Origin of the sequence: Polaribacter sp. BAL334 (assembly GCF_015767435.1) — a bacterium.
In the GTDB taxonomy this organism is placed as follows: domain Bacteria; phylum Bacteroidota; class Bacteroidia; order Flavobacteriales; family Flavobacteriaceae; genus Polaribacter.
This window is the reverse complement of sequence record NZ_JADWOV010000275.1, coordinates 33,778-49,151: the sequence shown is the minus strand read 5'-3', so window position 1 is coordinate 49,151 and position 15,374 is coordinate 33,778. Positions and strand designations below refer to the sequence as shown.

The 15,374-nt window shown below is 35.9% G+C and carries 7 protein-coding genes and 1 pseudogene; all 8 read right to left on the bottom strand.

The window, feature by feature from the left end:
* On the bottom strand, positions 1 to 2,166 hold a 2,166-nt coding region (locus IU405_RS07800), incomplete at its 3' end, for a heparin lyase I family protein (protein WP_197438053.1).
* 16 nt (positions 2,167 to 2,182) lie between these two features.
* Positions 2,183 to 3,382, bottom strand: coding sequence for a glycoside hydrolase family 88 protein (locus tag IU405_RS07795; RefSeq protein ID WP_197438052.1), 1,200 nt, complete (start codon positions 3,380 to 3,382; stop codon positions 2,183 to 2,185).
* Between the two features lie 54 nt (positions 3,383 to 3,436).
* Positions 3,437 to 6,073: a glycoside hydrolase family 3 protein gene (locus tag IU405_RS07790; RefSeq protein ID WP_197438051.1), complete on the bottom strand. Its 2,637-nt coding sequence runs from the start codon at positions 6,071 to 6,073 to the stop codon at positions 3,437 to 3,439.
* A gap of 376 nt (positions 6,074 to 6,449) precedes the next feature.
* Positions 6,450 to 7,343, bottom strand: a pseudogene (locus tag IU405_RS15690) (glycoside hydrolase family 88 protein).
* Between the two features lie 360 nt (positions 7,344 to 7,703).
* A complete protein-coding gene (locus tag IU405_RS07775; protein WP_197438049.1) occupies positions 7,704 to 9,353 on the bottom strand; it encodes an arylsulfatase in 1,650 nt (549 codons plus the stop codon).
* A 47-nt stretch (positions 9,354 to 9,400) separates the two neighbouring features.
* Positions 9,401 to 11,641, bottom strand: a complete 2,241-nt coding sequence (locus IU405_RS07770; protein ID WP_197438048.1) for a DUF4861 family protein — start codon at positions 11,639 to 11,641, stop codon at positions 9,401 to 9,403.
* 32 nt (positions 11,642 to 11,673) lie between these two features.
* Complete coding sequence (locus IU405_RS07765; protein WP_197438047.1) at positions 11,674 to 14,541, bottom strand: glycoside hydrolase family 2 TIM barrel-domain containing protein; 2,868 nt, start codon at positions 14,539 to 14,541, stop codon at positions 11,674 to 11,676.
* 42 nt (positions 14,542 to 14,583) lie between these two features.
* On the bottom strand, positions 14,584 to 15,345 hold the full coding sequence (locus IU405_RS07760) for an alpha/beta fold hydrolase (protein WP_197438046.1): 762 nt from the start codon (positions 15,343 to 15,345) through the stop codon (positions 14,584 to 14,586).
* Between the last annotated feature and the right edge of the window lie 29 nt (positions 15,346 to 15,374).

The window sequence follows — 15,374 nt, the reverse complement described above, 5'->3', positions numbered from 1 at the left end:
TTGATTAAAAACCCAAATGTCAGTTGAAACTAAATTTGTACCATTATCAGTTAATAAAGTAGCACTATTAATGAATGACGTAAAAGGATTTCCAAGTAAGTTAAATCCTGTTCCTGCGTTACTTACTCCAACAGAAACATCTGAAGTATTGATGGTTCCAGTGAAAGAAATATTTCCTGCACCAGCACTAGTTGCTCTTCTTACTGAATAGCCTTGTCCTGCTGTAAAAGTAGCTCCACTACCAGTTTGCATATAAGACCATGTATTATCAGCTGTGTTATAAGAACCAATAGCATTGTTTGTACCATTAATTGCCAATGAATTTGCAGAAATATACGCATTGTCATATGTCTCACCTACAACAGGACTTGAAACCAAATACCAATTTTCTGTACCTAGGTTTCTATTGTAGGTTACATTACCAGAAGAAGTTCCATTTACAATTAATGAACCACCAGAGTTAATAACAAGTCCATCTGTTTCAGTTATGGTTAAATTATTACAAACTGCTGTTGTAGTACCTCCTACAATGGGTGCATTTGTAACCTCTGGGATAATAACATTGTCTGTTGCTATAGGTACAACACCTGTATCCCAATTGGAAGCTGTTGCCCAATTTGAATTTGTAGCTCCTGTCCAAGTTGTGGGATTTGACGTAGTTAAAAATGCTACATCATCTATATAATAGGTTCCTGTAGATAACAATTGAAATTGTAATCTGTTCGTTGTTCCTTGAGAAGAAGCAGGTAACGCTAATTCGTAATCTGCCCAAGACGTTGTTAAAACGAAGGTTGTATTAGGTTTAGTGCCTCCATCAAACTGAACCTTTATGCTCATATTACCTGCGCTTGCCTTTGCTCTAAAAATCACTTTTGTTGCTGTTGCAGGACACACAACAGCCTCTTGACGTAATCTCAAATTAAAAGCAACTGAAGGAACTGTAGTAACTACAGCTCTGAACACATTATTACCAGCCTCATCAAATATGTCTCCAGTGGCTACTGCATCAACATTGGCTTGAAAACGCCAGTCTCCTGCGCCTGTGTCACGATCAGCACCCAAATTATCAGCGGTATTGCTAAAATCACCATTTGGTACTAACTCTTCAGACATATAGTATATAGCACCCGAAGAAGTACCATTTACCGTTAATGTACCTCCTATAGATACAGTTAGCCCATCTGTTTCAGTTATGGTTAAATTATTACAAACTGCTGCTGTTAAAGCCCCAATAACGGGAGCATTCGTAACTTCTGGGATAATAACATTGTCTGTTGCTATAGGTACAACACCTGTATCCCAATTTCCCGCAGTTGCCCAATCTGTATTTATATTTCCTGTCCAAGTATTCGATGCAGGTGACACCAAATCAAAGCTACCGGTTGAATCTGCCATACGCACCTCATCATGATATACTGTGCGTGAATTCCCATCTGGTATTCGAGTACCATTGGAGTTGATATCATCATACTGATAGGAGTATAGACCCCATTTTAAATACGCTCCATCTGGGCGTTCTGATAAATGGTTAGGTCCAGACCAATCGAGTACCAACTCTCCATTACGCCATACTTTAAACTTACCATTTGTTTCTGAAAGACGAATGTTAATAACCCAGTCATCCCACACACCAATATGAGCAGGAACGTCATCCAGATCTATTGTTTTATTTTTATTTCCATCAGATTTATCAACAAACTCATGTTGAAAAACAATCTTTTTTTCACCGTTTATTTTCTTGTAGCGCAGTAAAAATGGCTGAGGCTTGAAGTCATCTGTGTATTGAGGTAACCAATCGCGATAATGCCATTGCATAATCATACCATCATCAGTAAAGGTGCCCTGATTAAAATCTTCATCTAACTTTGTACTAATACCCACCCAATACTCCTGATCTATTTCAAAGTTATATTCAGGTTTATTAAGAGAAACCTCTGAACGTTCTGGATCTAAAGAACTGTTATTTAGTTGTGATTTCATTACATAAGTACCACGACGCGCATCTTGAGAGGTTACCACCTCAGGTGGATTATTAACAGTAGGGTTAAGCGATGAAGTCGGTAAAATACCCGATTCGAAACCCTCGTTAAACAATAATTGTTGGGCATTAACTTGACAGACTAAAAATGTCAAAACAGAGATAAAAAACGCATATTTATTTTTCATTATTCATTTTTATTATTTATCCTTTAATTTTATGGTAACGCAATAATGCCTCTAAAGCATAATAATCTGCATAATTGAGTGGCACATCTATTTCTGAATTTTTATTAAAAAAACCTGTACTATGCTTTAATAAAAAACCTTGAATTTCACCTTCTTTAGCTAAATATACATCACTAGCTAAAGACTCTAGAATTCCTTCTGCATATTGCATATACTCTTTAGAAACATCTTCTTGAACATACTGTTGTAACTCAAGCAATGCAGAAGCCACAACTGCTGCTGCAGATACATCTCTAGGCGCATTAGGAATATCGGGGGAATGGAAATCCCAATATGGTATTTTATCCTCAGGTATAGAAGGATGGTTCATATAATACTGAGCTATTTTATTGGCCTGTAAAAGATATTTAGCATCCTTGGTATAGCGATAACAAAGTGTATAACCATATAAACCCCAGGCCTGACCTCTAGCCCATGCAGAAGAATCACTGTATCCTTGGAAGGTACGTTGTTTAATAATTTTTCCTGTTATACTATCAAAATCTACCAAATGATAAGAACTATAATCGTCTCTAAAATGACTCTTCATAGTTGTATTTGCATGCGCAACTGCAATATCAGCATATTTAGAATTACCACTTAATTCTGTTGCTTCAAAAAGAAGCTCTAAATTCATCATATTATCAATGATAACTGGATATTGCCAGTCTTTACCCCAATCCCAAGATTTTATTGCTTGTACCTGTGGACTAAATCTTTTGCTAAGTGTTTCAGCACTCTGAATAATAATGTCTTTGTATGACTCATTTTGAGTTGAACGATACGCATTGCCATAGCTACAATACATCATAAAACCTAAATCGTGTGTTTTGTTATAATCCTTTATATTTTCTAAAGGTTCGGTAAAAAGAGTCGCTTTATTTTTCCATGAATCATTTTGCTTGTAATCATACAAATACCACAAACTACCAGGAAAAAAACCACTACACCAATCTTTGGGTTTTATGTAATGAACACTACCATCTGGATTAAGGGTTCTAGGCGACATGCCTTCAGGACTTGATGCAGCCAATATTTCGAATTGCTTTTCGGCTCTGCTAAAAACTTTATTTACAATATTTTCAGAGGTTGAAGAATCTGAATTCTTGCAGCTAAATAATAAAAACACCAATACTGCATTGATGAAAAATTTATAGGCTTTTAAACTTTTGTACATTTTAATTAATTGTTTTATTTAATTACACTATTCTATTATTACTTAAATAGACTTTTACTCTTTACGGCCTTCTACCTCCCACCATTGAAAAAGGCAAACAGGTTGGTTTTCTCTATTTTTTCTAGCTTTAAACACAATATATACATCGTGCGTACCGGAAACTCGGTAATCACTGCAACCAATATTAATGGTTTCCCAACTTTCCCAGCCGCCTGTTGCACCTATGGTATGCGTTCCAAATAATTTTCCATCTGGTGCTCCTAATCTTAATTCAATTTTACCGTTAGCAATAGATGTGGCAATATGCATATCAACAAAATTAAGCCAGGTACCCAAATTAATATTTTTGTAACTCAACCAATCTCCATCATTCATAGTAAGGAAAGTATCATTTGAGTTTTCATTATCTTTACTAGGCTTATCAGATTGGTTAGTCTTGTAAAAATCAGTTGCGTTAACCCTTAAAAGCGTAGAAGCATTTGCTTTTATATCAGACTCTTTCTCTTCTTTTGATAACGGAATAATTTCTTCTGATGGAACAAAATCAGGAACACTATAGTTCGCAGTAATTTTAAAATCAGCTTTTAGAGATAATTGGGTAGATGAACCACCTACCATCACTTTAAATTTGCCTTTTTCTACAATAAACTTTTTACTTTTTACATCCCAGAAACTTAGTGCATCAGCTGTAATTTTAAAATTGATAGTTTTTTGCTCACCAGCTTGTAAAGTAACACGTTCAAAACCTTTTAACTGTTTTTTTGCCATTAATACGCTTGCCTTTTCATCTGATATATAAAGCTGCACGACTTCATCACCCTCACGATCACCCGTATTTTTAACATCTACTTGTATATCTATACTATTGTCTGCTTTGGTTTTGTTTGTGCTTAATCTTAAATTACTATACTCAAATGTTGTGTAACTTAATCCGAAGCCAAAAGGAAACTGAGGCTCTTTATTTTCGCTATCATACCAGCGATAGCCCACTTTAATAATATGATTGTTATGGTCATCAGTAAACTCGGGTAACTCTGCATCTGTCTTAGGCATAGATACAGGCAATTTACCTCCAGGATTATAATCACCAAACAATGCTTCAGCAATAGCCTTTCCTGATTCTTGACCTCCATAAAAAGCATAGAGTAGGCCCTTAATATTATCAATTGATTCATTTAAAGCACAAACACCTCCGCTTATAACAACAGTTACCACATTAGGATTTACTTTAGCTAACTGATTGATTAATTCTTGTTGACGCCCTGGTAATTGAGACGATCCTGATTGACGGTCTTTACCTTCACCCTCTTGAGTTCCGTCTAATCCACCTACAAAAATAACGATATCAGATACTTTTGCCGCTGATAAAGCCGCTTCAAAACCTGTTTTATTATCTGAATTTACCTCACAACCTTTGGCATAATTTATCTTAATTCCTGGTGCAACTTCTGTAATTCCCTCTAATACGGAAACCGTATAAAGCGGTCTTACAGTGCTACTGCTTCCTGCATCTACTGGTAAAACAGCTGCATTTGGACCAATTAAGGCAATGGATCCTGTTTTTTTTAGGGGAAGTATATTTTTTGAATTTTTTAATAATACTAACGATTTTTGTGCGCCTTCTCGACTAACAGCGATAGCTTCTTTGCTAGAATAGTCAGCAGGGTTTGCTTTTGTTTGCCCGTCAAACATACCTGATACCAATAACATTCTGAGCACTCGACCTACAGCCTCATTTAATCTTTGAACACTTACATTGCCTGCCTCTACTTCTTTAGCTAATTTGTTTTTATAAAATGTAGTGCTCGTCTCTAAATCGTGACCACTATTAAAGACGTCAGCTACAGTACCCTCATTTTGTTGAATAACATCGCTAACAGAAGACCAATCATTCAACACAAAATATCTAAAACCAAAATAGTCTCTGAGTACCGTATTTAAAACAAAAGGATTATCTGATGAATGCAAGCCGTTTACACGGCTATGTGCCGTCATAATAGACCAGCTATTTCCTTTTTGTATGGCTTCTTTAAAGGGATATCCATATATTTCCACTAAACTACGTTCATCAATAACAGCCTGATTGTTTTTACGAACAGCTATGTTTTCACGAGTATTTAGGATAAAATGTTTCAAATTACTAATACAACCAGTACTCTGAGTTCCTAGAACGTTTGCCACACCAATTTCTGCACATAAAAAAGGGTCTTCTCCTGCAGATTCAGAGGCACGCCCATATAAAGGATGACGGTTAACATCTACAGAGTTTCCCAAACGCATGTTCCATCCTTGCGCACGAAATTCCTTACCTTCAGCAACACCAATTCTGTAACTTAAATCACGGTCAAAGGCGGCTCCACGAGCTACTGTTGTGGGGTAAGCCGTTGAAGGTCTTTCATCTCGAACCCCATGAGGACCATCATGACAGGTAAATTCGGGTATCCCTAATCGTTCAGAACCTGAATAAGCCCATGAAGAAGCATTACGAGTAAGCATATTCACTTTTTCATTCAATGTCATACGGTTAATAGCATCAGCAATACGTTCATCGATTGACTTACTTCTATCTTCATAAATATCAATCTTACCATTCTTGTTTAAATCTTTTGATTCTTGTGCGAACACCCCAAAACCAAAAACAACAAAACAAATTGTGACAGATACCACTTTATCTATACTTATAATTTTCATTTAATTTTGATTATTAATATTATATTCCTTTTATTAAATCTTTATTCTTTGTAGTGAAAAAAAGGATTTATAAAACTTGCAAGAAAGCAAAAGCAATCCATAAAAACAGAACAGATTGTACAGTATTTTTACAAATTAATACAGGTATAGATCCTTTTTAATAGTAAGTAAACTACCTGTAAAGAAACCACACCTACCATTAAAATTTATTATAAAAAATTTTACTTTTAACGTATTTGTAAAACTATTCTTCTAAAGTACTTTTACTGGCTTTATAAACTTATAATCCGAAACTTAACATACAGTAAGCAGACCAGCTACGCTTAGTAAATTGCCTTTAATGCACCAATACCCTTTTTCTGTATGATGGTTTATTTTATTGTTCTACAACAACTATATAAATACCAAGTTGATGTATTGGTATTCTTTTTTCTGAGGATTTATTGATTAATCTACCCATAATGTCATAAACAAAGGACATACTGGGGAGATCAGAAGAAATTACATAAGTAAGTAAAATGGGTATTCCAGATGTTTCTTTCCAAGATTCCTTATCATCTATAAGCTGTCGCCACATACCATCCTTTTCTTGATACTTTAACAAAGCGTCCATCATTTTTAAGTAACCTTCTGTAATTCGCTCTCTATGCGGGTTGTCATCTGGCAAGACTCTCAGTATTTCAGCCATACCTACGTCCATTCATCCATTTCCTCTGCCCCAAGAAAAGGGCACATCTGGCGAATGGTGAAACAGGCCATTTTTTAGTTGAATTTTGTCTAAGTAGAGCGCCATCTGACTTGCTGCTCTGTTGATATATTTAACATTTCCTGTAGCTCGATAAGCCTGGGTTTGAACGGCAGTAATCATAAACATATCGTCTATCCATATACGTGTTTGCCATGAATATCCTTTTTCGGCATAGGCTTTTGCCTGCTCTGTAACTTCTGCTGGCACTTCCCACTGGGTGTCTGCATAGTATTGACCAAGCTTTAAATAAGGCTTCGCTTTACCTTGTAGGTACAGTTCTAAAGGTACAGAACCAAATACATTATTATCCACATGGTTTGGCTTAGGCAAAAGGTATCTTTCCTCTACAAAAAAGGGCAAAAAACGCTCTTCTAAACGGGTGAGCAAAGTTTGGTTATCGGTTGCTTTTGCCAACCAAAGTCCCCGTAACCATGTGCAAACATCAGGATAGGTTAATCGATTGGCTTTTTTGCTATATTTACCCCAAAAAGAATGGGGTTGGGCAAGAAATTTATTTGTGATTCTTAAGCCTATTTCCTCTGGCGATTTGTCTTTAGGCCATTTCTTTAAATTATTTGATTTTTGCGCAAATACGCCAAAGCCAAAAACAAGAAAAAAACTGCACCTACAAGCTTTTTTAAACTACTAATTTTAATCTCCGATTTTCTAAAATTACATTCTTATTGATGTATCTTTTATTTCCATATGAAGAAAAAAAACATTTTTTAATAAGAGATACAAGAACCTAAAATCAATTCATAAAATTAGAAACGATTGTAGGGCATTTTTATAAATTTATTCGGTTAAAAAACTTTAGCTAAATATGATTTAGTGCTACTATTATCAAATAATTTAGAAATATTGTTTTTAGTTTTTTGCAGGTTATTTATTATTTACATCTGCCGCGATCCGTTCTCTCCATACTGTAGCATTAAGAGGAAATACCTGGTTCTCATTTGCCCATTTGTTCCATTTTAACATTAATTCTTTTACGATTTTAGGATGTGTTGTTATTAAATTATTTTGCTCACCACGATCAACAGAAAGGTCATATAGTTCCCAATCACCAGCATAGGGTTCATCTATATTGCCTTGGCTTACCAGCTTCCAGTTTCCGTCAATTATAGCCCGATTTCCCTCATGTTCGAAATATAAGGCTTCTTCTCTGTGAATCAATTCTCCATTAAAAGCAGGTAATAAGCTCTTTCCTTGAATCGGTTTGATTGGGATTCCTTTCCTGTCTTGAGGATATTCGGCTTTAGTCAAATCAATAAAAGTTGCCATCAAATCAATAACATGTCCTTGTTGTGTTACAATTTTATGTTCTTTTATTTTATTAGGCCAATGAACAATTAGTGGAGTGCTAATACCACCTTCGTGGGTATATTTTTTATACTCGCGGAATGGTGTGTTACTAACATGAGCCCAATTTTTACGATAGCTTTGATTAGAGCCTGGTCCTCCAATATGATCCTTTAAATTACCCTCAAAAACGTCAGTTCCCGTAGAAGCTGCTCCTCCTCCGTTATCAGATAAAAAAATGATAATTGTATTATCTAGCTCATTATATTCCTCAAGGGTTTTCATGATATTTCCAATACCCTGATCCATATGGTCAATCTGAGCTGCATATACTTCCATTCGGCGTTCCCATATTTTCTTTTCTTTTACATCAAGACTATCCCATGCCGGAATATCATTAGGTCGTTCTCCTAAAGCCCAAGCTTTGGTAGCCATTCCTATTTCTTTCATTCGGTTGTAACGTTGTTTACGATTTACATCCCAACCCTTATTAAACTTACCTTCATACTTTTTGATGTCTTCTTCTAAAGCATGTAAAGGTCTGTGAGGTGCATAATGTGCTACATAAAAGAAAAATGGTTGGTTCTTTTTACTGTCTAAATGCTGTCTAATAAAACTAACTGTGGAATCATTTATGGCTCTGGTAAGATAAAAATCTTCATCGGCTTTTATACGCTTATTGTTATACGTTAACGTTGGACTGTTATAGTAACCGCCACCGCCATCAAGTTTACCATAATATTTATCGAAACCACGCTGTAAAGGCCAGTTGTGCTTACTACCCTCGGATTTCATATTTTTATCATATACTACATGCCATTTACCGGTCATATAATTTGTATAACTAGCCTCCTTTAAAACTTCGGCAATTGTAACACAACTATCATTTATGGCTCCATTATAGCCTGGAAAACCATCATCGGCAGCCGTCATCCAACCCAAACCTGTATTATGCGCATAAAGTCCTGTAAGCAAAGAAGCTCGTGTAGGACAACAACGCCCTGTGTTATAAAAACTATTAAAAACCAACCCATTTTCTGCCAACCTATCAATGGCTGGAGTTTGAATGCCTGATCCAAAAAAACTTGCATCAGAAAAACCCATATCGTCTGCCATAATAAGTATAATATTTGGTTTTTTCCCTTCTATATTATTATGGGGCTTACAAGATGTTAGCACTAAAATTGAAATTAAAACTATTGCCGAAATTGTTTTTCTTGTTCTTTTCATAAGTTTATGCATATTTTAAATAAATTCCGTTATTAGATTACTTGTAATTAATAAAAACGAAGTGTAACAGCTAATGGGTTTTCATGTTGTTTTTGTGTTTGATACAAGTAGTCTATCCAAGCTTCATTAGTAATAGGGATTGGCAATCTTCTCCACTTGTATTGCGCCTTATCCCAGCTTGCACCTGAATAGTAAACAAAAGGTATTCCTGAAATGGCCATATCTTTTGCTACATAATGGTTATCCATAGCTTCCATAAGGGCTTGCTTTGGCATTAAAACTCCTATTCCTGTTCGTCCATTTCCAGCATCTCGCCCAGTAAGCCCGTTGTCTTTTGTGTTTTCAGGCTCATAGTAGGAGAGTACACCATTTTTTTCATCCATTACTACGTTACCACCAGGTTTATTTCGTTTAACAATACCAACTGCCAAAGGTAGTTCTGGTGTATCACTTTTAAATAGCACCTCCCATTTATTCAAATAGGTATTTGCATCTAATGTTAGTTTTTTGGTTAATGCTACTTTTTTATTACCAATTGTTTGGTCTTCGAAAGTAAAAATGGCTGAAAACCTTAGGGGTCCATTTTCAATAATTTTGGCAGTTTTATAGTTTTCATGAAGTACAAGTTTTCCATCATCAAGCAAAGAAATTCCACCTGCTCCCATACTAGGACCCACTTTATAACTATCATTTCCTTCGCCATGGTCTTTGTGATATTTCCCGTTTTTATACCATTTATCAATCACAAGGGCATTGGTTCTTTTTTTCCATACATCAATTCCTCCAGATGGGCCATCAATAGGTATTAGAGCCTGCCCATAGATACGATAAGCCATCCTATTATTTTCCCATGCAAAATCATCGTATCGTTCTGGTACTACTCTACCATAAGCCTTTGCATTGTATAACTCCGGTTTTCCTTTTTTAATGATAAAATGTTTTTCAGCACCGCTGGCTAACTTTACTTGAAAAATTAATCGAGAAGCTTTTCCATCTGTATCCTTGGTAATTTGGCTTGGAATTTCTACCCCTGTAATTAGATCAACAATTTTAATTTGTCCGTCTTTAGCTCCTTTCTTTTTTAATAGGTTCCAGTCCAACTCTACAGTTTCATATAACCTGTTAAACGGATTAGGGTTTTTAACAACTACTGAAGCAATTTTAGGCTCTAGATCAATCATCAACCTAAGTACTTCACTACCCGCAAGAATAAAACTACCTGCCCCATAAGACTCTGTAAAATCATAAGTTACATAGCCAGGAGACGCTCCAATGGGCTGAATATGTCCTATCATACCATTATCATGTACACCATCTGTACATGCTTTCCAAGCTTTCATTATAATTGGTAAATATGTTTCTTGATCTAATAAACCTTGATTAACCCCATAAGCCAACGCATACACAAAAAAGGTAGTTCCACTTAATTCTTTATCAGGATAATCATCTGGATCTAATAAATTGGTATGCCATGTTCCATCAGGAGTTAGTAAAGAAATTAATCGGCTGCTTATTTCCTTAAAAAGAGTTTCATATTTTGGGCGTGATGGGTAATCTTTGGGCATATCTTGTAGAATTCTAACCAAACCACCCATAACCCAACCATTCCCACGGCTCCAATATATATGTTCGCCATTGGGAGACTTGTCATCAAAATATTTACTATCCCTAAATACGAGTTTATCATCTGGATTATACAAATAATCCATAGTATGCCAATAAAGTCGATCCATACCGTCTAGATACTTCATATCTCCAGTTGCTGTGTATAAACGAGAGAGTGCTGGAGGCGCCATAAACATAGCATCGCACCAATTCCAAACTTTGTTATGATCGGATAGGTTAACGTCTAACGACTCTGCTAAAGGCTGGTTAATCAGCTCATCAGCTGCCTTTTTACCATCGCTATAATACTCCTTTTTGCCAAAAACCTCGTACATTTCACAATAGACTTGTAAAATGGCAAAATCATCTGCATGTAGTTTTCGAGATCCAATTGCCCATTCTACCTCATCAAAATACCTTTGCAATTCATTATAATAATGATCATTATTTACCCAGGATGCTAATTCTGATATGCCTGCAAAAAAAGCTGCATTTCCCCAGTACGTAACTCCACGCTGAATACCCTTATTCAATTGCCAATCTGCTACACTTTTCATTAGCAATAGCGTTTCACGAGGAGAAGTTTGGAACTGAACGTTATTTTTTGCCTGTTTTTGTTGGCCATTGGTTGACCATAACACACTTACTAATAAAGAAATGATTAGTATTTTAGTTTTAAACATTTTTATATGATTTTAAATTATTCTGACTACTATTATTGATTATGTTTGATATGAAATTTAAGCACTCCTTCAATTTTATCAACCATTTTCGGCTGGCTTTCTGGCCCTAGTTGTTCCGATAGCTTAAATTTTGTACCTATAGCGGGAATTTTATGAAATATGTAAATTCCATCAGCTGAAGGATAATCCCACGTTAGCTTTTTGGCACCTACATTATTCGGATCTTTTTTTGAATCAGTAGGATTTTTAAGGTTATCAGGAACTAACACACCTATATTTGCTTTCTCTGAAAACTCTATATTTAACTGAATGTCTTCATTTAAAAATAGTTTCATCCAATTTACATCGGAAAACACACCTTTAAATGCCGGATATTCCCAAGTATGGCCAGGTATGGTATTGTTATAGCTATTTTGCCATACTCCAAATTGAGGACCATTCATACGATTGCCCCATACACGATGAGGACCATTTCCCATCCATTGTTTTGCTAGTACTGCTTTTTCAGGCAACTCAAAACCTACGGCACAATAGGTTAAAGCGTCTTTAAATGGTGTAAATGCATAATGCAGACTTACATTTCCATTTGTATTGAATACCCATTTGAAACTAGAACCATCAACTTTATTAGTAGATTGTACTATAATTTCTTGCTTGTTTTCAATAAAAGTAACCTGCCAGTTCTGTTCTACAATGACTTCCCCTTCTTTATTAGCTGCATAAAGTAAAGGTCCATTTCCCAAACCTGTATCCTTTCCATTACTTAGGCATCCTTTTAAATGCCCTGTGTTTTCATCAAATACCCAGCTAGTTTTACCCAATTTTATTATGTTGCCCTCTAACAGCCTTAGGTTCTTTACTTTTGTAGGTTTAGAGATTCTCTGATTGAGTTTTATTGGCCATACCCACTCCATAACTTCCATACCATATTTGTCAATAGCCTTTACCAATAAAGCATCACTGTTTTTCCAATTTTCAGGAAGCTTAAGTGCAAGTTTTCCTGTTTTTTCCGGCATTACATCCGGCCCAACTACAGCATTTTTATAGGTTACTATTTCTTCAATGCTTTTATCTTTTTGATTTATTTTATAATTGATGAGCTTCCACTTGAAAGTGCATTCGTTTAGATTGGTAAACACATACTGATTACTTACGGGTAAGACTCCATTAAAATCATTTTCTATTTCGTCCTTTTTAATCTGAACGGGCGACCAAATTTCTCGCACGGTAAAGTAACTGGCTTCTTTCTCTCCATTAGGACCCACAATACCATCTGCTGAGTAATTCCCAGCTGTATCTAGCATCCCGTTCTTATCAGTACGTGCAATAGCAGCATCTACCCAACACCATAAAACCCCACCAGCAAAAGTGGGTACATCCATCATTAGTTTCCAATAATCATTTAAGCCTGCTCCGTGTCCACCATCATACAAACCGTGCAAAAGCTCTGTAGGTAGGTATATCATTTCACCTGGTACTTTTGCCTGCATCTGATTGTACTCAGGATAATGTTTCGTATCGATACCTTCGAAGGTAGCCCAAGGATGAATAACCGTACGATCTTGTAAATCATATAGGTGATACAACTCATCTACCTCTGGATTAAATCCTCCTTCATTTCCATTAGCCCATAGAACAACAGACGGATGATTTTGGTATTTAACCACCATTTCGTGTACCTGAATGTGAGCAATAGGGGAATCTACATAAGGTCTTTGCCAATTTACCAACTCTGTTATTACCAACAAGCCAAGGCTGTCGCATGCTTCCATAAAAGCTGTTGTTGGAGGAAGATGAGAGCGTACTAAGTTTACGTTCATTTCCTTAATCATTCGAGCATCGTCCCATACCTTAGCGGAGTCAAGTGCTCTTGCAGTTTGCGAATCCATTCCATTGCGATTCATCCCTTTTATGATTAACTTTTTCCCATTAAGATAAAAGCCATCCCCCTTTATTACTTCAAAAGTTCGAAATCCAAAAGTCTCTGTTTTTTCTGAAATAATTTCCCCGTCATTTTTTAAATATACACGTATGCTATAACGATGAGGAGACTCTGTAGACCAAGGCTTTATACCTTTTAATTTTGCACTCAGCCTTACCCTACCCGCAGCACCGTCAATCCTTTCAGAGAAAGGTTCTCCAACTGCTTCTCCAAAGTGATTAAACACCTGAGCTTCTACTAAATCGATATTTTTTTTTGCAAGCCCTTTAAACTTAGTTTCTCTATGCGCTTGTGGAAAAACATCGAGCTGAATACGCCCATCTGCTTTTGCATCAATGGCCAAACGATTAATAAATATTTTAGGCAAAACCTCTATATACACAGGTCTATAAATTCCTCCAAAAACCCAATAATCAGCTTTTCTTTCAGCGATATCAAGACTTGTATTGGAAGGCCGTTTGAGTACTTTTATTTCCAGTTGATTTTGCTCGTTGTATTTAAGTTCTTTTTTAAGATAGGTATTGTATGAGTTTAAAGGAAACCGAAAAGGGAGGTATCCACCTTGATTAGGCGCACCTAGAGAAACACCATTTAACTTGACTGAAGTTTCTGTCATAGCGCCTTCAAAAACCAAACGTACGTATTTATTTTCCCATTCTTTAGGAACAAAGAAATTGGTTTTATAAATCCCGTATTCATCATTTTTATTATTTGGCAATATATGCCCATAATCGTAACCTCCAAAACCGTGTTGCTCCCAATTAGAAGGGACTGGAATTTTTGTCCATACGCCACTTTTTCTTCCCTCTGAACAGTAAAAATCCCATTCTACAGCATCTGATGGTTCTTTTCCGCTTAGGTATATTCTTTCTGCAGTTTGAGCTGAAAGTTTTACTATCAATAAGAATAAAATAACGGTAAGGCTTATCGCTTTTTTGAAAATGGATTTATTGTTCATTATTCTTTATTTATTGAGAATGATATGTTCATTTTGCTCAAATTAATTTCCATTTTTAAAACTTAAGAGCCAAGGATAAATCTCAGGCATCTGTTTAAAATACTCTGTAATTGCGTGCGCTTTATCGGGAAGGATGGATAATTTTACATTTACATTTCCTTCTCTAACCAATCCTTTATGCATTAATATAGACCTTTCTGCTGGGACTGTAGTGTCTTCTGCACCGTGTATAATCCACGTAGGCATATCTTTTAAATTATGCTGCCACTTTTTAATATCTTGTGTTATTTTTTTTGGTCCGCCAGCCCCTAAACCTCCTGACATTACAACAATTGCTGCAAAATGTTCAGGGTGAGCCTGCGCCCAATTCCATGTTCCTGCACCTCCCATACTGTATCCACATAAGTACACTCTAGAAAGGTCTACAGGTTGAGTTTTAATTATATGTTTAAAAAATTGTTCTAAATCATTAATATCCCAAGGCCCCTGAGCATGTGGAGCAGCAATAATAAATGGTAGTTCTGTTGTTTGTTCTTGCCAGTATTTTACGGGATGTATACCTCCTTTTAATTTCTCAACCGTTTTTTTCACTTTTCCTCCTCCATGCAAATAAATGAGTAAAGGCAATTTATCCCCTTCACCAATAATAGAAGGTTTCCAAACCACATAATTTGACTGCATTCTATTTAGAGTACTATCAATATCTGCAGGGAATTTTAAAATTTCTCCTTCAAACTTCCCTTTACCCACTGAATAGGCTGTTGATGTATTTTGATTGTTAACTTCTTGACTATTTATGTGCAAAAAGCTTGTTAAGAATACAACTAAGAGTG

Excerpts from the sequence above, each read along its gene's own strand:
- IU405_RS07795 (WP_197438052.1), bottom strand. The coding sequence starts at position 3,382 with ATGTACAAAAGTTTAAAAGCCTATAAATTTTTCATCAATGCAGTATTG.
- IU405_RS07790 (WP_197438051.1), bottom strand. The coding sequence starts at position 6,073 with ATGAAAATTATAAGTATAGATAAAGTGGTATCTGTCACAATTTGTTTT.
- IU405_RS07775 (WP_197438049.1), bottom strand. The coding sequence starts at position 9,353 with ATGAAAAGAACAAGAAAAACAATTTCGGCAATAGTTTTAATTTCAATT.
- IU405_RS07770 (WP_197438048.1), bottom strand. The coding sequence starts at position 11,641 with ATGTTTAAAACTAAAATACTAATCATTTCTTTATTAGTAAGTGTGTTA.
- IU405_RS07765 (WP_197438047.1), bottom strand. The coding sequence starts at position 14,541 with ATGAACAATAAATCCATTTTCAAAAAAGCGATAAGCCTTACCGTTATT.